We start from the raw sequence: 22375 nt of genomic DNA on the forward strand, positions 1-22375 counted from the left end.
CGCCTGGGGTGTCCAGGCGAGCGCTTGGGCGTCGGCGGTGCACCAGAATGGTGTAACAGGTGGCGCCTTCGACGCGGTTGGCGATCGCAGTCTCGTTTGCTCTACCCATGATGAGCCACCTACTACCCGTCGATCGGGTTGTTGATGCGGTTTCATTCGGGTGTGTCCGGTTTAACGTGGTTGTGCCACTGTATAATTCGGATGCAACTTGATGCTGAGGTCACCATTGCAGCCCGGCGCGCGGACGCCCCGCAATGTCGAGCGGGCGATGCGAATGCCATATCGGTCCGGCGCACCTGCAACCAAATCCCGGGCGCATCTCTGTCTCGCCCATGGCTAGGTCGGTCAAATAGACTGCGCGGTAGAAAGAATGGCGATCTCGGTGAGGCAGTCCCACAATGCGCAAGATGGGCGACTTTGGCTCCCAGCTCAGGTGACCTCTCGGCAGTCGCCTCGCCGATCCCGCACGAAGCGCCCGTGACGACGGCCGGCACCGACTGCTAGTTTGGGGTGTGTTTTTGTCGTACCCGTCTGCTTTGATGGGGTTATGTCCTCCGCTGCAACATCTTTGGCTGACGCTGGGAATCGTCCCGGTGATCGGTTGGAGGTGTTGTTCGATGAGTTGGCGGAGTTGACCGGACAGCGCAATGCGCTCGATGGCCAGATTGTGGACATCATCGCCGAGATCGACCGCGATGGACTGTGGGGTGGCACCGGAGCCCGGACGGTGGCGGGGTTGGTGGCCTGGAAGCTCGGGGTGTCTCCCGCCCACGCCAAAACACTGACTACCGTGGCGCGGCGGCGCGAGGAGTTCCCCCGCTGTACGGCCGGCATGAGGGAAGGTCGGGTATCCCTGGACCAAGTTGGTGTCATCGCCGAACACGCCGCGACCGGCTCGGATGCCCACTACGCCGAACTGGCGGTCAGTGCCACCGTCAACCAATTACGCACCGCCCTCAAACTAGAACCCCGCCCCCAACTTGACGCCGAACCCGACCCTGCAGCCGAACCCGGACCCGACGCCGAACCCACACCGCAACCTGACGCCGTACCTGAACCTTGCCCGGAACCGGCGCGGTCGATCAGTAAGACCTGTGATGAGGATTCCACGACCTGGCATATCACTTTGCCCCACGATGAAGCGGCCACCTTCGACGCCGCCCTGGCGTCCCACCAGGACGCACTTGTAGCCGAGTGGAAACGCAACCATCCTGACGGGCCGTCTGAGACCACCCCGCCGTTCCCGAACCCGGTGGATGGGTTCATCAGCCTCATCCAGGCGGGCTGGGACACCGATGTGGCTGCTCGACCTCATGGGCAGCGCACTACCGTCGTCGTGCATCTTGATGTCGAGAAACGGATCGGGGCCTTGCATCTGGGTCCCGTGCTCACCGACGAGGACCGGCAGTATTTGACCTGTGATGCCACCTGCGAAGTGTGGTTCGAACGCGCCGGCCAACCCATCGGAGCCGGACGGGAAACCCGCACCATCAGCCGTCGGCTGCGCCGCGCCCTCGAGTATCGGGATCGCTGCTGTGTGGTCCCCGGCTGTGGGGCCACCCGCGGGTTGCATGCCCATCACCTGCAGCATTGGGAAGACGGCGGCCCCACCGAATTATCGAATCTGGTACTGGTGTGTCCGTTCCACCACCGGCTGCATCACCGCGGCGGCATCAGTCTGACCGGACCCGCCGAACACCTGGTGGTCACCGATGCGTCGGGCCGAAAGCTTGAATCCGGTTCCTTGGCCCGGCCACCGACCAGACCCCCACCCAACGTTGCACCCTGTCCCGGCCCCACCGGCGAACGCGCCAACTGGTGGTGGTACCAACCATTCCAACCACAACCACCACCAGCTAGCTAGGTGATCCTGGCTCAATCTCGTCGACCGTTGGTCCGTCGCGACCACCAAGAAATTGCTGACCACCATGAAGCTGCGCCGCCGCACCCACACCTCGGTCCGGCAACTCAACCACCGACACCGCAACAGGATCCACAACTGGAACGCCAAACCGCGCCCCTACTTCTGCACCAAGACCGCCGACCAAACCCTCGCTAGCATCGCCAACTACTGCACCAGAATTAACAACTCAGGACAGCAGGGCATCGCCGCCACGGGTGTCGCGGATAGACAACCTCGCAATGCGCATGATCATGCACATTGCCATGATGTGTATGCCCACGGACCACGACGAGTGTGACTCGTGAAGACGTGCGACGCCGATTGAAGGTGCCATGCCGGCACCGAACAGGGATGCGGTCTGGTAGCTGATGCTGGCCCCGCTGTAGCGAACATCGGTGTCAAACAGTTCGCTGATCCAGGCCCCTGGGACTGCGCGGGCGGCCGCAAACGTTCCCGGCGCTGGGCTGTCAGAGCGGCAGCTGAGCCTGCGGCCGAGCTTCCGGCATGGCCGTGTTCACGCCTACCCGTTGACAGCCACGGTGAGTTGCGCCATATTGCTAACTGAAACCTGTTAGCAATTTGCATACCGGACGGGTTCCTGCGGTCCACCTGGTCGTCGTCAGCGAAGACTCCGGGGCGGAATCTTCATGCAGAACCTTCCAATAGCACGCCGACCGGTCACTGTTGAGCCGAATCCGAGGAGATTGATGGACACCATGTCCGCCCGCACACCCTTGGGGCGCGCAGCCGCCCTGCTAGCAGTCGCACTCACGAGCCTCACAATGGTGGCCTGCGGCAACGCCGACACTGCCGACTCAGCTTCCTCCGGGCTGCCTGTGGCTGAGGCGGATCCTGCGCTGAATGCCAAGCTGCCGGCCAATATTCGCGAGGCGGGTGTCATCACCGTGCCGCTGGATGCGACGTATCCCCCGATGGAGTACTTCGACACCGACGGCAAAACCATTATCGGACTCGACCTCGACATCGGAAGGGCCGTCGCACAGGTACTCGGTGTAGACATCGAGTTCACCAACCTGGCCTTCCCATCGATCCTGACCTCCCTCGAGGCCGATCGATTCGACATGACGATCACGGCGATCTCCGACATCCCCGAGCGTCGCGACGTCCTCACCTTCGTCGACTACTTCTCGACCGGTTCGAATGTCTTGGTACCGAAGGGCAATCCGAAGGACATCGGCGATTTCTTGACGTTGTGTGGACGCCCCCTCGGAGTCCAAGCCGGCACAACTCAACTCATCGACGCTGAGAAGCGACAAGCCGACTGCATCTCCTCCGGTGCGCCGCCAATCGACCTGTCGACGTTCCAGACCAACGACGCCGCCAATCTGGCACTGTCATCCGGCCGCGTCGACGCTGTCTACGCCCAGTCGGTCGTCAACGCCTATGTCATGACGCAGGCGCCTGACAAGTACGAGATCGTGGGCGAGGAGTTGAACAGGACCCCCGTCGGCATCGCCGTCGTCAAAGACAAAACGGAGCTGATCGACGCCGTCCAGGGTGCAGTGCAGAGGATCATCGACGACGGGACCTACGCCGAAATTCTGAAGAAGTGGAACTTGGAATCGGGCGCCATCCCCACCGCAACCATCAACGGCGGCCAGTGATGTCGGCGTCCGCACCGACCAGCAAGCACACGGCGGAACCGACTCGACCCCTATCCGCGTCGCCGACGGTAATGCCCGTACGACGGCCAGGACGGTGGATCGCCGTCGTGCTGATCGCCATCGCAGCGATCGGCGCAATCAACACAATCGTCACCAACCCAAACTTCCAATGGGACATCGTATGGCAGTACTTCACCAGCCAGAACGTCCTGATTGGTTTGGTACGCACGCTTCAACTCACGGTGATTGCCATGGCGATCGGAATCGTACTGGGTGTGCTGCTTGCGGTCATGAATCTCTCCCAGAATCCTCTTGTCTCCGGCGCGGCGACGTCATATGTGTGGTTCTTTCGAGGCACCCCTTTGCTGGTCCAGATCGTGTTCTGGTACAACCTCGCAGCACTGTTTCCCACCGTGTCATTGGGTATCCCGTTCGGGCCCACGTTCGTCTCAGCCAGTTCGAATGACCTGATTACCCCGTTTCTCGCGGCCATCCTCGCGCTCGGACTCAACGAAGCGGCCTACCTTTCCGAGATCATCCGCGGTGGCCTACTCGCCGTCGACCGTGGACAGACCGAGGCGGCCCAGGCGTTGGGGATGTCGCAGCTGAAGGTGTTACGCAGAATCGTTCTACCGCAGGCGATGCGGGTCATTGTGCCTCCGGTCGGCAACGAGACCATTTCAATGCTGAAGCTGACGTCGCTGGTCAGTGTCATCTCGCTTCCCGAACTCCTCTACTCGGTTCAGGTCGTCTATCAGGCGAACTACCAGGTGATTCCGTTGCTCCTGGTGGCAAGTATCTGGTACCTCATCGTGACCACGATCCTGTCGATCGGGCAACGGTCTCTCGAGCGCTACTACGGCCGCGGGTTTGGGGGCAACTCTTCGACGACGCCGCGGCGTAAGTCGCCCCGCAAGAAAGCGAGTACAGCATGACGCAACCCCTGGTTCGAGCAACTGGTGTCCGTAAGTCATTCGGGAGCAACGAGGTCCTCAAAGGCGTCGACCTGGAGGTCGCGGCCGGCGAGGTTGTTTGCATAATCGGCCCTTCGGGCTCCGGCAAGTCGACCTTCTTGCGTTGCATCAACCACCTCGAAAAGATCGACGGTGGTGAAATCGATGTAGCCGGCCAACTGGTCGGCTACCGCCGCCACAAGAGTGGTGCTCTTCAGGAGCTGCGGGAACGCGAGCTCTGTTCGCGACGCGCCGATATCGGGATGGTGTTTCAACGCTTCAACCTCTTTCCCCACAAGACAGCCCTGCAAAACGTCGCCGAAGGACCCGTCGCCGTCAAGGGAGTAGCGAAGAAACAGGCCTACGAGCGAGCCGACGAATTGCTTGACCTTGTGGGACTTGCAGATCGGCAACAGCACTACCCGTCTCAGCTCTCAGGTGGGCAGCAACAGCGGGTGGCGATCGCGCGCGCGTTGGCGATGGAGCCGCGGCTGATGCTTTTCGACGAGCCGACGTCAGCTCTAGATCCCGAACTCGTCGACGAAGTGCTCGACGTCATGAAAAACCTTGCGGCCAGCGGCATAACAATGATCGTGGTCACGCACGAGATCGGGTTTGGCCGCGAGGTAGCCGATTCGATGGTGTTCATGGATGACGGCCTGGTCGTGGAGCGCGGCACGCCGGTCGAACTGCTCGACAGTCCGCAGCACGAACGCACCCGGTCGTTCCTGTCGAAAGTTCGTTGATGCCCCAACATACGGCCGCACCCGTGGAGGCGGCCGCGCTCGACGAGCTGACGATCGCCGTCATCGATGGTCAGGTGATCCGTGCGGCTGACGCCATGGAGTCCTACCGCCGCGACATGTGCACCCTGGTGGACCCGGGTATGCCAGCAGCCGTTGTGATGGCCGGTTCGACAACAGACGTGAGCCGAACCCTCGAATGGGCTCACCGCCACGCAGTACCCGTCGTTCCGCGCGCGGCCGGCACCGGGCTCGCAGGCGGCGCGACCGCACTAGACAACTGCATCGTGCTCTCACTGACAGAACTCACGCACATCGAGATCGACGCGGACGATCGGCTCGCCACGGTCGGCCCTGGGGTGATCAACGCCGACTTGAGCCGAGCGGCTGCGCCGTTCGGGCTGTACTACGCCCCCGACCCGGGAAGCTACGACATCTCGACAATCGGCGGAAACATCGCCACCAACGCGGGGGGCCTGCGCTGCGTGAAATACGGAGTGACCCGGCAAGCGGTACTAGGGCTCGAAGTCGTCTTGGCCGACGGCACCGTGCTCCACACGGGCGGGCGAACGGTCAAGGACGTCGCCGGCTACGACTTGACCGGACTGTTCATCGGATCGGAGGGAACGCTGGGCGTCATCACCTCCGCCACGGTGCGGCTGACGCCGGCATCCACCCACCCGCCGGCCACTGTTGTGGCCCAGTTCGCGACTATAGACCAGGCAACCAACGCCATCACAGCGGTCTCTCGCTCACCGGTCACCCCAAGCATGCTGGAACTGCTCGACAAGGCCACCACCAACGCCATCGAGAACTACCGGAGTCACGGGCTGAACCGCGACGCTGAGATACTGCTGCTCTGTCAACTCGACGGCGCCGGCGCTGCGAATGACAGCGCGCTCGTCGAGCGGCTGTTCAACGAGGCAGGCGCCGTGGAAACGGTCCGCAGCGCCGACCCCGACGAAGGTGACATGCTGTGGTCCGCCCGTCGCCTCGCACACGTCGCGGTCGAGGCTCTCGGTGCGAATATCGTCGAGGACGTGGGCGTCAGCCCGTCACGGCTGGGCGATCTGCTCCGTGCTATCGATGTCATCGCAACCACCCACAATGTCCGGATCGCGACCGTCGGCCACGCCGGCGACGGAAACATGCACCCCTGCATCGTATTCGACCCCAATGATAGGGACGAACACAACAGAGCCTATGCCGCTGCCGAGGCCGTGTGCCGGGAAGCGGTCAGTCTCGGTGGCACCATCACCGGCGAACACGGTGTCGGGGAATTCAAACGAAGGTGGCTCACCTATCAACTCGGTCCTCAAGAGATGCGCGCGAACCGGGCGATCAAGTTCGCACTCGATCCCCGCGGAATCCTCAACCCCGGTCGCGGCCTGTGAAAGACCCGGCGGCAACGCGATTCGCTACTGTCAGGGAAGACGATTTCACACTCAGCGAGGAGCTGATAGCGCTGCGCCGGGCTATCCATGCGGAACCCGAGCTCGGCCTCGACCTGCCGCGGACCCAGGCCAAAATCTTGGAAGCACTTCGCGGGCTGCCATTGGAGATCACCCTCGGGACGGGGCTCACTTCGGTCACGGCCGTCCTGCGGGGCGACATGCCGGGACCGCTCGTCTTGCTACGCGGCGACATGGACGCGTTGCCGATCGCCGAGGCCTCAGGCGAACCGTTCAGCAGCTCCAACGGCGCCATGCACGCCTGCGGTCACGATCTTCACGTGGCGGCCGTGGTTGGAGCGGCGCGTCTTCTATGCGCTCGGCGTGATCAGCTCGCCGGCGACGTCCAGTTCGTCTTCCAGCCTGGTGAAGAGGCCGGAGGCGGAGCCGCCATGATGATCGCAGAGGGCGCGCTCGAAGCTGCCGGACGTACCCCCGACGCCGCCTACGGCTTGCATGTCCATTCCAGCTACATTCCGGCTGGACGGATTGCAAGTCGGCCGGGAACGCTGATGGCCTCTTCAGACAAGCTCACGGTGCGCGTTGTGGGTGTGGGTGGCCACGGTTCCCAACCACACCTCGCCAAGGACCCTGTACATGTGCTCTGCGAAATCGTTGTTGCACTGCAGGGGATGGTCACTCGGCAGTTCAACGTCTTCGACCCTGTGGTGATCACGGTAGGTTGCATCGAGGGCGGATCGAGGGAAAACGTCATACCAGAAAGCGCCCGGTTCGACGCCACGGTCCGAACCGTCTCTACCATTGCCCGCGCGAAGGTCGAACACGACGCAACCCGCCTGTGCCAACACATCGCAGCAGCTCACGGGGTGCAAGCCGAGGTGCGCTACCTGCGCGACCTGCCGCCGACCGTCAACGACGCCACCGAGCAACGGTTCGTGCAGGACACAGTCACCGAGGTCTTCGGACCGAAGCGATGGTTCACGATGCCGCACCCGCAGCTCGCCGCTGAGGACTTCTCACTTTTCCTCAATGCGGTCCCGGGATGCTATATGTTCTTGGGCACCAGTGTTTTTGAGGACTACACTCAGGGTTCGGACCTTCATGCCGCGACTTCACGCTTCGATGACCGCTGGCTTGCTGACGGTGCGGCACTGCTGACTGAGCTCGCTCTTCGTCGCCTGGCTTGTGGCAGAATCGCGGACTAGGCGCTACGGGGCCAATGACTCAGCCTCGGAACCAAGCCTTGAGCGGGCAGCAACCGGTCGAGGACGACCCGCAGCGGCGACCATCCTCCCCTGCCCTTACGCCACACTGCATAGGCAGTGAATGTCACCTCGGGATCCTTGATCGCCAACATCCGAACGCCATCACGGGTTGGTCGAGCCATCGGCAGGAGAGCCACACCGTGCCCGGCTCTGACGAAATCATCCGCCAGTTCCAGAGTTTCGATCCGATGGACAATCTTGGGCGTGAAACCGAAGATGGAAGCCAACACGCGGACGACGTTCTCGTCGGCTGCGCTCCCGGAGTTCACGATCCACGCTTGATCAGCGAATGCACAGAGGTCCGCTTGGCCCTCGAGGCCCTGACCGGGCACGCCCAACCCCCACACCGTGGTCCAGATCGGGGTGCACTCGAGACTCGCCGGCAGGGTTGCGGGCGACAAACCGAAATCGTAGGTCAATGCCAGATCAATCTGGTCCTCTAGCAGCAACTTCAGCGATTGGTCGGGCGCATACTCGTTGACGACGGCCTCGACGGCGGAGGTCGATGCGGCAAGCTCATGAAGGATGGGCAGCAACGACACCCTGATGCCCGCCGTAAACCCACCCACTCGCAACGTACCGGCGGGCTCGGTCGAGGCGCTGAGACCTTGCCGAGCAGCTTCCACTGCTGCGAGGATGTTCACAGCGTGGCCGACAAGCTGCTGCCCCGCGGGCGTGAGTCGAACGCGACGGCCGTCGCGCTCCATTACCGAAACTCCGACATCGCGTGTGAGCGCGGCCAATTGCTGCGACACCGTGCTCGTTGTCAGACCGTGTGCTTCCGCGACCGCACGCATCGAACCCAACCGCGCCAGCGCGACCAGCAACTCCAACCGTCGAAGGTCCACAAACCCCATTGTTCAGGATTCCCGCCTGATGTGTCCAGGTTTGTCACGTGGACGCAGCGGCCTAAGTCGCGTTCAATTCCGTTCATGGCTAGGCAATTTGCGCGTTCCGGAGCTTCGCTGACGATCGCGGCAATGTTGTGCGTTCAGCTGGGCTATGCACTTTCGGCAAACCTCATCGATCAGATCGGAGCCACGGCGACCGCATGGATACGCCTCGCATGGGCAGGTGTCCTGGTCTTCACCGTCGCCAGGCCCAGCGGAGACGCTTTCTCCCGCAACTTGTTCGCGATGTGCGTGCTCTTGGGAATCATCAACGCCGCAAACACCTTCCTGTTCATGGAAGCCTTACAACGTCTCCCGCTGGGGACCGCAAGTGCCTTGCAGTTTCTGGGGCCCCTGACGGTGGCTGTGGTCAACGACAGACGCCCGCGGCTCGCTTGGCCGCTACTCGCCGGCCTCGGCGTCGTTTTGATGACGCAACCTTGGGCTGGAAGCGTTTCAATCACCGGTGTCGCGTTCGCACTCGGCGCGGCGGTGTGCTTCGGCAGCTATATCTTCGTGGTTCAGCGAGTCGGCGATGGTGTCAGCGGGTTGCGCGCGTTGTCCGTCTCGATGCCCGTTGCGGCAGTCATCGGGACCTTGGCGCTCGGTCCAGTGGCATTCGGCCGCGTCACCGCGTCGGCGATTCTGATAGGCCTCGGGCTGGCCCTCTTGTTCCCGTTAGCGACTTATGTTCTCGAACTCTTGGCGCTACGCCGCATGACGACTGCCGCGTTCGGTGTCATGCTCAGTTTGGAGCCGGCATTGTCGTTCGTTTTCGGAGCGGTCCTCCTGGGGCAGGTGCCAACCTGGCATGCGGTGTCGGGAATGTGCTGTGTGCTCGCGGCCAGCATCGCCGTGCTGCTCAGTGGTGCACGGAGACCGGACACCCCCGAACCACAGCACGCGTAGCAATCTCAGCGCAAGGCGATCTAGGCCGTCGGCTGGAACATCACCGGCGTGGCGGCAAGAACCACGGCAGCCGGCCCGTCCTGCTGAAGGGCCCAGTCCAGTTGCTCGCCGAGTGTGTCAGGGGTGGCCGTTCTCACCGGGACTCCGAACGCCGTGCACAGAGCTGCGAAGTCCGGCTGTTCAAGTTCAACGCCATGAGTGACGCCGAAGTCTTCCATCTGGTATTCCCGTAGCACCCCGTAGGCATTGTTGTTCGAGATCAGGAAGCGGACCTGCAGGTTGTACTGCTTGGCGACGGCCAGCGTTGACAACCCATACATCGAGCCACCATCGCCGACCACCGCCAGTACCGGGCTGGACGGTTGTGCTGCCGCCGCGCCGATCGCAGCCGGCATTGCATAACCCAGCGACCCGGAGCCGTGCGGATAGATGTATGTCCGCGGATTCAGCACCGGAAAATACTGTGTAGACCAGTATCCGAGGATGGTCATGTCCCAAGCTGTCACGGCTTCTTCCGGCCATGCCTTCCGGATGACGTCCATCACAGCGAGTTCGGCACCGCGTCCCTGTCGGATCAGGTCGCTCTGGATACGATCCTTCGCGGCGACCGCGTTGCTTTCAGCGCGGCCACTTCCCGATGGAGTACCCACACGGTCCAGCAGGGCGTGGAGCGCCTCTTTGGCATCGGCCACAAACGGAATCGCGGCGTAATTGGTACCGATGTTGCGTGGTTCCGGATCGACCTGGATCAGAGTTCCGGAGATCTTGAGAGAGAAGTGCCCGCTGGTCTCTTCACCGATCTTGGATCCGAAGCACAACACGACTTCGGCCGCCCCGATGAGTTCGTTGACGGCGGCGTCGTCGCCGGTGGCACCCGCGAACAGCGGGTGGTCCTCGGGGAAACTGCCGCGGCCGGTATGCGTGGTGACGACATTGGCATTCAATGTCGTCGCCAGTAGAGCGAACTCGTCGAACGCTCCGCTGCGGACCAGTCCCCCGCCGGCGATCATCACCACCGAGGATGCGTTCTGCAATAGCGTAGAGACCCGCTCGGCCACGTCCTCACGTACCGGGGGGCCGCCGGCGGGCAGGCCGTCGAGACGCAGTGGCGCGGGCAGGTTCACCTCATCGGCGAGAACATCCACCGGGATCTCTACCACCACGGGGCCGTGTGGCGCCGTATGAGCGAGCCGATACGCCTCGGCCAGCACATCGGGAATGACGCTGGCATGCCGGACCGGATAGGTGCGCTTCACGATCGGGGAAAACGACGCAAGTTGATCGTCCAGTTCATGGACGAAGCCCTTCCGGCGACCGCCGAGACCGTCTGACGGGATTTGTGCAAGCACAGCCACGATCGGCACCGCGCTGTTGGCGGCTTCCATCAGGCCTGCCAACGAGATCAGTGCTCCCGGTCCTGTGGATAACAGCAGCGGCGCCGGCTTGCCGGCGACCCGCGCGTAGCCATCGGCGGCGAAGGCAGCGTCCAGTTCCGTCCTCAGGCCGACGTAGCGGACCGTGCTGTTGCGCAGCCCTTCCCACATCGGCAGCGCGTGTTGGCCGGGCTCACCAAAGATTACGTCCGCCCCCAGTGCCGCGAAGCTGTCGATGACCAGCTGGCCACCGCGCAATCGCTGGGGCCATTCCTCGGATATCTTGCTCATTTCAACCACCATTCCGGGTTCTGCGCCCGCAGCTCGGACAGCTTGTCCACGGCGATGGCCGTGGCGGCGGCGCGTACTGAGATGCCGGCGTTCTTCGCGTCGGCTAGGGCCTGTTCGGTGAGTGTGCCAATGCTCCGGTCGATGCGCTCAAAGGAGGCTACGGCGCTGGATGGGATGTCTTGGTAGGTGATCCACCACCACCACGCGTTCGTGGCCGAGTTGGCGAGGAAATCGGGCAGCACGATGACGTCGCGTGCCACCAAGGTGTTCTCAGCGTCTTGGGTAGTGGGAGCGTTAGCCGCCTCGGCAATAATGGTGGCGCGCACTCGCGATACGGTGTCGGCATTGATGACGTAGGGAGTTGCGGCAGGCACGAGAACATCCACCGGCAGTTCGAGCCAGTCGTCCCGGTGCCGCTGCTCCGTGGTGTCCGGAAGGTCCGTCCGCGACATCCTTCCGGTCTGGCTTCGGCTCGCAAGGAGCGCTTCGACGTCGAGACCATTCTTGTCGACCAGTAGGCCATCCACGTCGCTGACACCGATAACCCGCACACCGGCCTTGGTGAGATACCGCGCCGTGGCCCCGCCCATGTTCCCGAAGCCTTGGATTGCCGCGGTGACGGTGCCGGGATCTCGTCCTTGATAGGCAAGTGTGCGCAGGATCGACACGGCCACGCCGTAACCGCCGACGACATCGGCCAGTTCGAGACCGTCGACGTCGACTGTGGAAGCCGAGTTGACTCGTTCGGACACCGATGCGGCATCTTGCCCAACGTAGGGCAACGCGGCATCGAACGGCGAACTCAGTCCAGCCCGTTGCAGGGCGCCGTCGATCCACGCCAGATTGATGCCCAGATCGTCGCCGGTGATCCACGTAGTGGTCACCAGTGGGGTCATCGTCTTGATGAAGCGATCCAGAACAGCTGGTGCGTCCGGTGATTCGGGATCGAAGTCGATTCCCCCCTTAGCGCCACCGACCGGGATATAACGTTGATCCCCGTCACCGGTGTGAATGGCTTCTTTCAAGGTCATGGCATGGCCGAGGTCGCGAAGTTCTTGGAGGGTGCAGCCTCTGCGCATACGCAAACCACCGCATGCCAAGCCGCGTACCAAGGAGTCCAACACCACATAGCCGTGGCAGCCGGTGACGGGATCGGTCCAGGTGAGCTCGAGGAGGGCAGGCGAACGCTGCGCCGTTTGATGATTGAGTGACATGAAGGCGTTCCTTTGAAAACGCGAGCGCGCCGCCCGATGACTGGCGCAGGCTCACGGCAAACATAATGCCTGGTAGGTGATTGCACAAGAGCGGCGATCGCAGCGAAACGCGACTTCGAGTTTGTCCGGTCGTCGTGAAATCAATTGTGGTGCACTAGTTTCTACCTAGATAGCGATGTACTTGGTGTTGAGGTACTCGTCGATACCTTCGGCCCCGCCTTCACGACCGATCCCTGATGCCTTGACGCCGCCGAAGGGGGCCGCAACGTCGGAGAGCACACCGCGGTTGATCCCCACCATTCCGCAGTCGAGTGCCTGCGAAACGCGCAAGGCTCGATCGATGTCCTGGGTGAATATGTACGCTGCAAGTCCGTATTCGGTGTCGTTGGCTGCGGCGATCGCCTCTTCTTCGGAACCGAACCGCGTGATGGCGGCGACCGGACCAAAGATCTCCTCGCGCAGTAGTCGAGCCGTCGGGGGTACGCAGTCCAATACGGTCGGTGGATAGAAGAATCCCCTGCCGTCCGGCGTGAATCCGCCGGTTCGAACTTGCGCACCCCTGCCGACAGCGTCGGCGACCAAGGTCGCAACTGCATCGCGCTGCCTGCCGTTGACCATGGGACCCAGATCGACTCCGGGATCGAGGCCGTGGCCGACCTTGAGTGTCGCCATGCGAGCCGTCAGCTTGTCGACGAACTCCCCTGCCACCGAATCCGCAACGTAGAAACGGTTGGCTGCTGTGCACGCTTCACCGCCGTTGCGCATTTTGGCAGCCATGGCCGATTCCAGGGTGCGGTCGATATCGGCGTCGGCAAAGACCACAAACGGTGCGTTCCCTCCAAGTTCCAGCGACGTGCGCAGCAGGTGGGCGGCTGAATCACGGACAAGTAGCTGCCCCACCCGAGTAGACCCGGTGAAGGTCACCTTACGCAGCAGCGGATCGCCCATCAATGCAGCGGTCATGGGTGCCGGCTTCGACGTAGGCAGTATCGACAACACACCTTGGGGTAAACCGACATCCGCGAAGACTTGGCCCAGCAGCAGCATGGTCAGCGGAGTGTCCTCAGCTGGTTTGACCACAACAGTGCAACCGGCGGCAAACGCAGGTCCGATTTTTCGGGTACCCATGGCCAAGGGGAAGTTCCACGGTGTGATGGCAAGGACGGGGCCTACAGGTTCCTTGGTCACCAGGATCTGACCGTTGCCCGCCGGCGAGCGCATCTGACGCCCACCGACTCGGACGGCTTCTTCACTGAACCACCGCAGGAATTCCGCACCGTACGCCACTTCGGCGCGGCTTTCGGGCAGGGCTTTGCCCATCTCGAGGGTCATGATTTCGGCGAACATTTCGCTTCGCGTGAGAATCAGTTCGTAAGCCGCACGCAGGATATCTGCACGCTGCCGGGGGCTGGTGTCGGACCATTGCTGTTGTGCACCTTCGGCTTTGTTCAGCGCAAGAAGAGCGTCTGTGACAGTGGCATCGGCCACCGTCGCGATGCGTTCCTCGGTGGCGGGATCGAAAACTTCGAAAGTTGCGCCGTCATGCGCCCGCACTTGCTTCCCGCCAATCCAGAGGTCCGTGGGCACATCGCCGAGTAGTCGATGTAGAGCGGGTGTCGCCATCTGGCCTCCCTGGGTCGTGATCTAGCGCGTGCTACGCGTCGAGGATCTGGATTCGACTCGATGTCGGATTGAATCCGTTCAAGGGAGTCAGTTCCTGCGGGCAGTTGGAGACGACGACAAGCAGGTCGCGTTCGGCGCGCATGTCGATAGTGTCGCCAGCTTGCGATTTGCAGGTGGCATAGTCCATCGTTCCGTCCGAGTCGATCGGGTAGTTCATGAAGATGTTCAGCGAGTATGGGATGTCTTCGGGAGCGACGTTGTACGGTCGAAGCTCTTCGACGAAGTTGACATGGCAGGTACGTTTGCCTGCGCCGAGTCCGCCGTTGCGCGCCCGGTTCATTCCCGGTGAGCAGCTCCCGCACAGGATGTCATGCGTGCCGACGGTGTCCTCGACGATGGTGAGCATCGGAACGAACCGTTGTGACACCAGGACGTCGCCCGCGCCGACGTAGATGCGACCGATCGACGACACTGTCGCAAAAGGTGACATCCGATGGGTCAGGTCCTGGAGGTCGAAGGCGATGAGGTCGGCGCACTGCTGCCCTTCGACATCGGTGAACCGGATCGTCGACCCGGCGGCGACTTCGAAGGCCTTTCCCCGGCGCGCCGGGATGATGAAATCGCTGTCTTGCGTCGCAGGCTGGGACTGGCTGGGTGTCGGCATCAGATCATTTCTCCCTGACGGCTCGGTTGACCGAGACCTCGATGGTGCGGCTCGCGGCCGCGGCGGGCTCACCGATGAGTGCGGGGTTGTTGACAACCACTGCGCGTAGGTCTAATTCGGCGCGGAACGCGATGGCATCACCTGGTTTGCTGTGCGAGAGCGCTTCGGACACGACCCCGGTGTCCGAGAGTGCGTGGTGGATGAACGCCTGAAACGGAAACGGTGTCTGGCTGGGTGTCAGACCCAGGTTCGCGACCGCGAGCTCGAGTAGTCCTTGTCCCGATCGGACACCGGCGGAGTCGCTGTCGCCGGCGGCAGGCAACGGCGTCGGCAGCAGCGAATGCCTTCCCACGGAGTCCTCGGTGATCGTCATCATCGGCTGGTAGAAGTACGAGTACAGGACTGCTCCGGTACTGAAGTAGATCGACTTGTTGAGTACCGCGGTGTTCGGCGCAGAGAACCGGTCACGTTGATCACCGGCGACGACAAGAACCAGTTGCACTGCGCTGCCGCCAGTATGGTCGGCAATTCGTAATGTCTGTCCGTAGGCGACGTCGACAACAGCGAACCGTTGCGGCTCGATGACCTGCCTGAAGGCCAGGTGGGTGGGCGGGGATTCGAGCTGGGGGTCGGGCATCTGATGCTCCTTCACGAGTTCGGTCGCGGCGCGGAAAGCTGCGGTGGCCCTGTTATCCCTCGATGGTGTAGTGCCAGGTCTTCGAAGTGATCCACCACTGGCCGTCCGTCCGGGTGAAAACGAGATCATCAGCGAACAGCTTTGGTGGATAAGCGTTTTCCACCCGTACGTGCGCACTTGTTGGGCTCGACATCGTGACAGCGAGGACCCGATCACGACGACGATCCCCCCGGCTGTGGGGTGAGACCCGGCCAGCGACGATTTCGAGGTAGTCCTGCAAGCTCAGGCTCACCAGTTCGGGCTGGGTTGCCGAGTGCAGCCGCACGGTGGGGTGCATGACAGTCTCGAAGAGTGCCACGTCGCCGTCGTACAGCGCATCTAGATAGGTCTGCACCCGGTCCAGCAGCGCGGCCACGGTGTCGACGGCGCGTACGGAGGCTGTGGTCATCGTGCGCTCCTGGCTACCACCCACGGGCCTTCAGCCCGACTCGAGTCCTCCGTTACTTCAGCGCCATACGCGGCACGTGCAGCCGCGGGCGATACATAGCCGTTGTCGAGGTCGGATTGCAACCGAGCGGCGGAACGCTCACGCGGGTCTCCGAAACCCCCGCCGCCGGCACACTTGAGAAACAGCTCGTCACCGGCCCTGACCGGCAAGGGTGCCGTCTTGGTCGGCAACACACGTGGCTCACCGCTGTCATCGGTGAGCACCACCTGGGTGGGAGCAGCCGGCTGACCACCGAACAGGCCGTAGGGCGGCACGGTTCCGCGTTCCGCAACGATCGTCAGCCAGCCCTCCGAGTCGAATCGAACGCGGCGCTGCACCCCGCAGCCACCGCGGTATTCCCCGGCCCCACCGCCATCATCAGTGATGGAGTACTCCAACACTGTTATCGGATACGAGGTTTCGAGAGCTTCCACCGGGGTGTTCCCGGTGTTGGCGATGTTGACGCGGTGTGCATTGCCACCATCGGCACCATGTCCGCCGCCCTGACCTGCGCCGTGCATCTCGACGCAAATGAAGTCGTCGCCGTCGCGGTTTCCACCGAAAACCAGCACACCGGAGCTGCCCGCGCCCGCAGCCACCACACGCTCGGGCACGGCGGAAGCCAGTGCACCGGTCACACAGTCGGCCACTCGAGCCGAGGTCTCGTGGTTGCCGGCGACGACGGCTCCGGGGTAGGCCACGTTGACGACGGTGCCGAGGGGCGCCGTCACCGAGACGGCGCGGTAGGCACCGGAGTTGGCGGGTCCATCGGGGTCAGTCAACGCCTTGACGGCGTAGACGCATGCGGCGAAGCACACTGACAGGGCCATGTTCATACCGCCCTTGGTCTGCGGCGACGTGCCGGCGAAATCGATGGCGATCGAGTTGCCTTCGACGGTCACCGTGCAGGCGATCTTGAAGGCGTTGTTGTCGATGCCGTCGCCGTCGCAGTAGTCTTCGAACGTGTAGACACCGTCCGGGATTTCCTCGATCAACTGACGCGACACCGTCTCTGCGTCATCGAGAATCTTTTCTACGGCCCGCAGCAATGCCGTCGGGCCGTACTTCTCGGCCAACGCCGTGAGGCGCTGCTCACCGGTGTTGCAGCCGGCATACTGCGCGTGCAGATCGCCGATGCGCTCGCGGGGATTGCGCAGGTTCGTCTCCAGCAGCGCAACGAGTTGGTCGTTGCGCACCCCTTCGCTCCAGATCCGCATCGGCGGAATCCGGAAGCCTTCGGCTTGGATGTCGGGTGCGGTCGACGAGTACGAGCCAGGGCCGTTTCCGCCGACATCAATGAAGTGTCCACGAACTGCCGAGAATCCGATCAGGCTGTCCTGCACGAAGACCGGCTTGAGCATGAAGAAGTCAGGCAGGTGGTTGTTGCCGCGGAACGGGTCATTGTGCAGGTAGACGTCACCGGGCTTCATCTGCTCCAGTGGGATCGTCGCGATCATGCCGGCGAAACTGTAGGGCATCGTGGGCAGGTGAATTGGGATGTCGGCCGAGCCCTGGGCCACTACCTCGCCGGTGACGCTCAACAGCGCACACGACAGATCGCCGGCTTCCTTCCACAGTTGGGAGTAAGCGGTACGCAGCACGACGGACTTCATCTCATCGGCCGCGGTGAGCAACCCGTTGCGGATCACTTCCAGCGTGATCGGGTCAATGGTGTTCTCGGTCATCGTGTCTCCAGATCGATGCGTAGGTGGCCAGAGCGATCGATATGACCGCGAGCGGACGGCGGAACGACGACCGTCGTGTCGTCGGACGTCACGACAGCCGGACCCTGGAAGCTGGCACCCGGTGCGAGCTGGGTGCGATCGAAGATCCCTGCCATCGCGGTGTCCGTGGCACCCACGTGCACCCTGCGGGTGTGAGTCGGCGCAACCTCGTGTCGCTCCACGGCGCGGCCATCGTGGATGTGCGTGCGACCGATGGTGCCCACCGCGCGCACGCGGAGATTGACGACTTCGACTGGTTCCTCCGGCGCGTTGTAGCCGAACTGGCGGTGATGCTCCTGGTGGAACTCCGCGACAGCAGAGTGAAGCTCGGCAGCCGAGCCCAATCCGATGTTCAGTGGTGCGTTCTGCCCCTTGTACCGGAGATCCAGTGAGTACGCGAACTGCTGCTGGTCAGCAGCGATACCGCTGCCGTCGAGTTCGGCGCGGCCCTCGGCCACCAGGTTGGCGAAGCCGTCGGCCACTCGTTTCACACTGTCGGCAACCACCACCGCGGTCTCGGTCTGCACCAAGTCATGGACCGCGTCGGTGATCGCGATGCCCAGCGCGCTGAAACAGCCGGCAACATCCGGGATAACCACTTCTTTCATCCCCATCTCGGCGGCGATGTCAACTGAATGCAGCGGACCGGCGCCGCCGAATCCGAGCAGGGCGAAGTTGCGGGGGTCGTGGCCTCGACGCACCGAAGCGGCGCGCACGGCATTCGCCATCGCCGCGTTGACAATCGACCTGATTCCCCAAGCGATCTCGGTAGCGGTCATGTCGAGTTCCTTACCCAACCGCGCGCACGCCTGATAAGCGGCATCGTAGTCGAGCTGGAGATCTCCCCCGGCGATGGGAAGGCCGGGGTCGAAATAGCCCAGCACCAGGTTGGCGTCGGTAACGGTCGGTTCGAGACCGCCCCGGCCGTAACAGGCTGGTCCCGGGAACGCACCCGCACTGCGGGGACCCACTCGGAAGGCTCCGGCCCCGTCAACCCAGGCTATTGAACCGCCGCCCGAACCAATGGTCAGGATGTCCAATGCGCGTCCCTTGACCGGTAGGCCCATGACGCTTTGTTGATCGACCAGAGAGGGTGCCCCGTTGAGGATGAGGGAGACATCGAAGCTGGTCCCGCCCATGTCGACGTTGATCAGGTTGGGCAGCCCGGTTTGTTCGGCGATGTACTTCGCCCCGATGACGCCGCCGGCCGGTCCTGACATCACCAGTCGCACAGGCAGATCGGCAGCGGCTTCCGGGCTGGTCAAACCGCCGTTGGATTGCATCACCCACAGCGTGGAGGCGGGAAAGGTGTCGGCAATCGCGGTGCGCAGGCGGTCCAGATAGGTCCAGGCGGCCGGGCGCAGGTAACAGTTCAAGGACGTGGTGCTCGCCCGTTCGTATTCGCGGAACTCTGGCCAGACCTCGCTGGATAGCGACACTTCGACCTCAGGTGCCACCTCGGCGATGATCTCGCGCACTCGGCGTTCGTTGGTGGGGTTGCGGAACGAGAACAGCAGGCATACCGCCACCGCCTTGATACCGCGCGCAACGATGGTGCGCATGGCATCGCGGACATCTTGTTCGTCGAGTTCGGCGGTGATCCGGCCACCAGCATCGACGCGCTCGGTGATCTCGAAGCTGTCGCGCCGGCTGACCACCGGTTCGGGCATGACGGATTTGTGGGTGTAGAGCTTGCTTCCGGGCTTTGCCAGCCGCGCAATCTCCAGCACATCGCGGAATCCCCTGGTGCACAACAGTGCTACCCGCGGCCCAGTGCGCTCCAGGGTCACATTCGTGGCGACTGTCGTGCCATGTCCGATGAAAGACAACTGCTCGACGCGTTCAGCTGAACCCAGAGTTCGGCTGAGTCCGTCGACGATTCCCACTTCCAGTTGGCTGGGGTCGGAGGGGACCTTGCGTTGATCGATGGTTCCGGTGGCCTCATCGATGACCACGACGTCGGTGAAAGTCCCCCCGACGTCGACACCTGCTCGAATCATTGATACTTCCTCGCTGATCGATATTTCAAAACCGTTGCGGCCAGGGGTCTTGGGTAAGTGGTTGGCTGTTCTAGGATTCGGTTTCCATCTCCGCATCGGATGCTTCCAGCCCGTGATCGAGCGCTGCGAAAATCGTGTCCAGATCTTTCTCGGGGATCGTCAGCGCCGGAGCCAGGAACAGAGAAGTCTGTTCGCCGGAAGTCCCGATCAACGCGCCGACCTCGGCCGCGCGCGCGGCGACCTTCGACGCGGCGGGCGACTGGGCGGTGTCGCCATACCAGGTTCGCCAATCCGGTCCGTTCAATTCAACCGTCCAGTGCATTCCATCACCGTCGACGCGCTTGACGCTGGGATGCCGCTTGGCGATCTCCACCAGGTTGCCGCGCATTACCTCGCCCAGCTGGCGCGCTCGCTCAACCAGGCCATCGCGCTTGACGACTCGCAGATACGCCCGAACGCTGTGGACCAGATTGGGGTGGCCGCGGAAGGTGCTGTAGGTCTGCCAGGTTTTGTCCGAGAGTTCGTCTACCAGCGCCTGTGACAACACCACCGCACCCGCGGGTGCGGCACCGCCGGCCAGCGACTTCCCTAGGGTCACGATGTCAGGGCGTGTTTTGCCGCCCTGGAACGCCATCCAGTTCAATCCGTGGCGACCACCACCGGTCACCACCTCATCGGCGATCCACAGCGAGCCGGCCTTACGAGCGGCATTGGCCACTGCGTCTTGATATTCAGGGTCGTAGTACGTTCCGCCCTGCGTGTAGTCGATGATGGTCGCTGCGGTACCCGTCAACGTCTCGTCGATATCTTCCAGTCGATCAGACAGCGGCCGCGGGTCACTCAGCTCACCATAGGCGGCGCGCTGCGGGCCGGGAAGTATTCGCACATCCACCAGCGACGGCGCGGGCCGTACGCCCCCGTGTTGCGAGGACACGCCACCGTGCCACTGCGGTTGCACGGTGACGTTTCGGGACAGGCCTGTCATTCCGTGATATGCCCGTTCACGGGTGGCTACGGAAGTGCGCCCGGTGAGAGCCTGACATAGCGACAGAGCCAGGTCATTGGATTCGCCGCCGCTGATGAAGAACCGCACCGCCCCCACCCAATCGCTCTCGCCGGCGAAGGCGATATTGATCAGATCCTCGGCCGCCTTCTCACGCTCGGCATAAAACCATCCCTCGTTGATGACCGGTGCCGCCGCCGCTCGACTAATCGCTTCGATCATCTCCGGATGCTGATGACCGAGACCGCCGCCGGTGTTGCTTGCATCTACCAGCCGGCGGCCGTCATCGAGGATGAATGTCGATCCCTCGCCCCCGACGACCTTTACGAGCGGCTTGCTACCTGCGTTGAGCCCTGTCTGAAGAAGCTTGCTCACGACCGATTCCCTCTCTCCACTGACGACTTGTGTTGCGGATTGCTCCCGCCTTCAACGCCGTGTCGCAGGCAACAGTAACCGCTCAAGCCCCAAATTGCTAACAGTTATCTGCTAGCAGATTGCAATAGGGGTTGGCATCTGCGAGGCGACGCCCAGGTCTGGCATGTCCTTGCCCTAGGGACGGACTGATGACAGTCTGTTAACTGCTATCAATCTGCATTTCTTGCTTCGCTCTGGAGACACCGTGAGTCACACCCTTGAACCCGCCGCCCGACATCGCCTCGTGGACATCGCGTACGAGCAGATTCGGGCAAGCATCATCGACGGCTCGCTGGCGATGGGGTCGAGACTCAAAGAGACCCACATCGCTGATGAGTTGCAGATCAGCCGGGGCCCGGTGCGCTTGGCCATCCAACGCCTTGTCGAGGAGGGCTTGGTTGTCGAACGGCCACACACCAGCGCTGTAGTACGCGAATTCGACGGTTCCGCACTGGTTGACATCTACAACACCAGAATTGGTCTCGAACGCGTCGCCTTCGCCCTGGCCACCCGCCGGAAAGCCGACACGGCCCCCCTCCGGCGGTGGATCACCGACATGCAGAGGGCCGCGGAGACGCGTGATCCCATCCAAGTTGCCAAAGCTGAGTTGGCATTCCACAACGAAGTGTTCCTCGCAAGCGCCAACCGAACACTTACACAAGCCTTCCGCGGCCTGGAAGGCCAAATCCTGATGGCGCTCGCCCTCGACGATGCCGAGTTCGAGAATCTCGGCGCCGTCGCCGACGAACACATCGAACTCGTCGAAGTCATCGAGTCCGGTGATGAAGGCAAGGCGATGAATGCCGCTCACGACCACATCGTTTCGACGGTCGCGGCCGTCATCGAGCGACTGGGCGGAGACCCTGCGCTGCTGCTGCGAAGCTAGCTCAACAGATCTTCACCATCTGCTGGGTCAGACGACCGATCGGGTGGCCTCAGCGGACGTTGACGTACACCGTTGTGGTGCTCACCGGAGACGGCTGCCGGGCCCCGTCGTTGGTTGGGTAGAACACCACCCTGGGGAAGCTGGTTGCCTTGCCGACGGAAATCACATCGGCGTCGGCCAGTGGGCGCTCGGAGAGCCTGTTGACCACCACTTTGTACCCCTGATCTTCCAGCGAGGAGATGACGTCAGGTGCGGTTCGAGTGTTGGCAGGAGCTGCCGGCGCCGGCGTGGCCATGGTCAACGCGCCCGCAGTCAGTGCGATGGTCACGAGTCCGAGTTTTGCCATTTCTTGGCTTCTT

General features: G+C 62.7%; 19 protein-coding genes and 2 pseudogenes. 9 read left to right on the top strand and 12 right to left on the bottom strand.

Going from position 1 to position 22375, the window contains the following annotated elements; genetic code table 11:
• Window positions 1-547 precede the first annotated feature (547 nt).
• The 7 genes and pseudogenes from WBB07_RS10315 (at window position 548) to WBB07_RS10345 (ending at window position 7841) form a co-directional block, all read left to right on the top strand.
• On the top strand, window positions 548-1864 hold the full coding sequence (locus tag WBB07_RS10315) for an HNH endonuclease signature motif containing protein (RefSeq protein ID WP_526307282.1): 1317 nt from the start codon (window positions 548-550) through the stop codon (window positions 1862-1864).
• 4 nt (window positions 1865-1868) lie between these two features.
• A pseudogene (locus tag WBB07_RS10320) lies at window positions 1869-2096 on the top strand (IS630 family transposase); the annotation flags it as partial.
• A gap of 514 nt (window positions 2097-2610) precedes the next feature.
• Entirely contained in the window at window positions 2611-3528 is a 918-nt protein-coding gene (locus WBB07_RS10325; protein WP_526307284.1) for an ABC transporter substrate-binding protein, read from the top strand.
• A 107-nt stretch (window positions 3529-3635) separates the two neighbouring features.
• Entirely contained in the window at window positions 3636-4463 is an 828-nt protein-coding gene (locus WBB07_RS10330) for an amino acid ABC transporter permease (protein ID WP_526307286.1), read from the top strand.
• Window positions 4460-5227 (top strand): amino acid ABC transporter ATP-binding protein, encoded by a 768-nt coding sequence (locus tag WBB07_RS10335; RefSeq protein ID WP_526307287.1) that lies wholly within the window; start codon window positions 4460-4462, stop codon window positions 5225-5227. The genes WBB07_RS10330 and WBB07_RS10335 overlap by 4 nt, the downstream gene beginning before the upstream one ends.
• Entirely contained in the window at window positions 5227-6618 is a 1392-nt protein-coding gene (locus tag WBB07_RS10340) for an FAD-binding oxidoreductase (RefSeq protein WP_526307289.1), read from the top strand. Before WBB07_RS10335 ends, WBB07_RS10340 begins: the two co-directional genes overlap by 1 nt.
• Window positions 6615-7841, top strand: a complete 1227-nt coding sequence (locus tag WBB07_RS10345) for a M20 metallopeptidase family protein (RefSeq protein ID WP_526307291.1) — start codon at window positions 6615-6617, stop codon at window positions 7839-7841. Before WBB07_RS10340 ends, WBB07_RS10345 begins: the two co-directional genes overlap by 4 nt.
• Here the strand turns inward: WBB07_RS10345 and WBB07_RS10350 are convergent.
• Window positions 7838-8527 carry a LysR substrate-binding domain-containing protein gene (locus WBB07_RS10350; RefSeq protein WP_526307327.1) on the bottom strand — a complete coding sequence of 230 codons (690 nt, stop codon included), beginning with the start codon at window positions 8525-8527 and terminating at the stop codon, window positions 7838-7840. The two genes, WBB07_RS10345 and WBB07_RS10350, sit on opposite strands and share 4 nt — an antisense overlap.
• Window positions 8528-8623: 96 nt before the next feature.
• Window positions 8624-8758: pseudogene (locus tag WBB07_RS10355) on the bottom strand (LysR family transcriptional regulator); the annotation flags it as partial.
• A 75-nt stretch (window positions 8759-8833) separates the two neighbouring features.
• On the opposite strand from WBB07_RS10355, the gene WBB07_RS10360 reads away from it, so the two are divergent.
• A complete protein-coding gene (locus tag WBB07_RS10360) occupies window positions 8834-9700 on the top strand; it encodes an EamA family transporter (protein WP_526307293.1) in 867 nt (288 codons plus the stop codon).
• Between the two features lie 20 nt (window positions 9701-9720).
• Here WBB07_RS10360 and WBB07_RS10365 read toward each other — a convergent pair whose 3' ends face one another.
• The 9 genes from WBB07_RS10365 to WBB07_RS10405 form a co-directional block, all read right to left on the bottom strand.
• Window positions 9721-11364: a thiamine pyrophosphate-binding protein gene (locus WBB07_RS10365; protein WP_526307295.1), complete on the bottom strand. Its 1644-nt coding sequence runs from the start codon at window positions 11362-11364 to the stop codon at window positions 9721-9723.
• A complete protein-coding gene (locus WBB07_RS10370; RefSeq protein WP_526307297.1) occupies window positions 11361-12578 on the bottom strand; it encodes a Glu/Leu/Phe/Val family dehydrogenase in 1218 nt (405 codons plus the stop codon). Before WBB07_RS10370 ends, WBB07_RS10365 begins: the two co-directional genes overlap by 4 nt.
• Window positions 12579-12743: 165 nt before the next feature.
• Window positions 12744-14201: an NAD-dependent succinate-semialdehyde dehydrogenase gene (locus WBB07_RS10375; protein WP_526307299.1), complete on the bottom strand. Its 1458-nt coding sequence runs from the start codon at window positions 14199-14201 to the stop codon at window positions 12744-12746.
• Window positions 14202-14232: 31 nt separating this feature from the next.
• A complete protein-coding gene (locus WBB07_RS10380) occupies window positions 14233-14865 on the bottom strand; it encodes a DUF1989 domain-containing protein (RefSeq protein ID WP_526307301.1) in 633 nt (210 codons plus the stop codon).
• 4 nt (window positions 14866-14869) lie between these two features.
• A complete protein-coding gene (locus WBB07_RS10385) occupies window positions 14870-15502 on the bottom strand; it encodes a DUF1989 domain-containing protein (RefSeq protein ID WP_526307303.1) in 633 nt (210 codons plus the stop codon).
• Between the two features lie 52 nt (window positions 15503-15554).
• A complete protein-coding gene (locus WBB07_RS10390; RefSeq protein WP_526307305.1) occupies window positions 15555-15950 on the bottom strand; it encodes a nuclear transport factor 2 family protein in 396 nt (131 codons plus the stop codon).
• Window positions 15947-17674: a hydantoinase B/oxoprolinase family protein gene (locus tag WBB07_RS10395; RefSeq protein ID WP_526307307.1), complete on the bottom strand. Its 1728-nt coding sequence runs from the start codon at window positions 17672-17674 to the stop codon at window positions 15947-15949. The genes WBB07_RS10390 and WBB07_RS10395 overlap by 4 nt, the downstream gene beginning before the upstream one ends.
• Entirely contained in the window at window positions 17671-19713 is a 2043-nt protein-coding gene (locus WBB07_RS10400; RefSeq protein WP_526307309.1) for a hydantoinase/oxoprolinase family protein, read from the bottom strand. The genes WBB07_RS10395 and WBB07_RS10400 overlap by 4 nt, the downstream gene beginning before the upstream one ends.
• 70 nt (window positions 19714-19783) lie before the next feature.
• Window positions 19784-21091, bottom strand: a complete 1308-nt coding sequence (locus tag WBB07_RS10405; protein ID WP_526307311.1) for an aminotransferase class III-fold pyridoxal phosphate-dependent enzyme — start codon at window positions 21089-21091, stop codon at window positions 19784-19786.
• Between the two features lie 244 nt (window positions 21092-21335).
• Here WBB07_RS10405 and WBB07_RS10410 point away from each other — a divergent pair, with 244 nt between their 5' ends.
• Window positions 21336-22016, top strand: a complete 681-nt coding sequence (locus WBB07_RS10410; RefSeq protein WP_526307313.1) for a GntR family transcriptional regulator — start codon at window positions 21336-21338, stop codon at window positions 22014-22016.
• 49 nt (window positions 22017-22065) lie between these two features.
• Here the strand turns inward: WBB07_RS10410 and WBB07_RS10415 are convergent, their stop codons facing one another.
• Window positions 22066-22344: a hypothetical protein gene (locus tag WBB07_RS10415; protein WP_526307315.1), complete on the bottom strand. Its 279-nt coding sequence runs from the start codon at window positions 22342-22344 to the stop codon at window positions 22066-22068.
• Window positions 22345-22375: the final 31 nt, after the last annotated feature.

Source organism: Mycobacterium sp. (assembly GCF_049647605.1).
Lineage (GTDB): Bacteria > Actinomycetota > Actinomycetes > Mycobacteriales > Mycobacteriaceae > Mycobacterium.

Coding starts and splice junctions, on each gene's coding strand:
- WBB07_RS10315 (WP_526307282.1), top strand. CDS start 548: ATGTCCTCCGCTGCAACATCTTTGGCTGACGCTGGGAATCGTCCCGGT.
- WBB07_RS10325 (WP_526307284.1), top strand. CDS start 2,611: ATGGACACCATGTCCGCCCGCACACCCTTGGGGCGCGCAGCCGCCCTG.
- WBB07_RS10335 (WP_526307287.1), top strand. CDS start 4,460: ATGACGCAACCCCTGGTTCGAGCAACTGGTGTCCGTAAGTCATTCGGG.
- WBB07_RS10340 (WP_526307289.1), top strand. CDS start 5,227: ATGCCCCAACATACGGCCGCACCCGTGGAGGCGGCCGCGCTCGACGAG.
- WBB07_RS10360 (WP_526307293.1), top strand. CDS start 8,834: ATGGCTAGGCAATTTGCGCGTTCCGGAGCTTCGCTGACGATCGCGGCA.
- WBB07_RS10365 (WP_526307295.1), bottom strand. CDS start 11,364: ATGAGCAAGATATCCGAGGAATGGCCCCAGCGATTGCGCGGTGGCCAG.
- WBB07_RS10370 (WP_526307297.1), bottom strand. CDS start 12,578: ATGTCACTCAATCATCAAACGGCGCAGCGTTCGCCTGCCCTCCTCGAG.
- WBB07_RS10375 (WP_526307299.1), bottom strand. CDS start 14,201: ATGGCGACACCCGCTCTACATCGACTACTCGGCGATGTGCCCACGGAC.
- WBB07_RS10380 (WP_526307301.1), bottom strand. CDS start 14,865: ATGCCGACACCCAGCCAGTCCCAGCCTGCGACGCAAGACAGCGATTTC.
- WBB07_RS10385 (WP_526307303.1), bottom strand. CDS start 15,502: ATGCCCGACCCCCAGCTCGAATCCCCGCCCACCCACCTGGCCTTCAGG.
- WBB07_RS10390 (WP_526307305.1), bottom strand. CDS start 15,950: ATGACCACAGCCTCCGTACGCGCCGTCGACACCGTGGCCGCGCTGCTG.
- WBB07_RS10395 (WP_526307307.1), bottom strand. CDS start 17,674: ATGACCGAGAACACCATTGACCCGATCACGCTGGAAGTGATCCGCAAC.
- WBB07_RS10400 (WP_526307309.1), bottom strand. CDS start 19,713: ATGATTCGAGCAGGTGTCGACGTCGGGGGGACTTTCACCGACGTCGTG.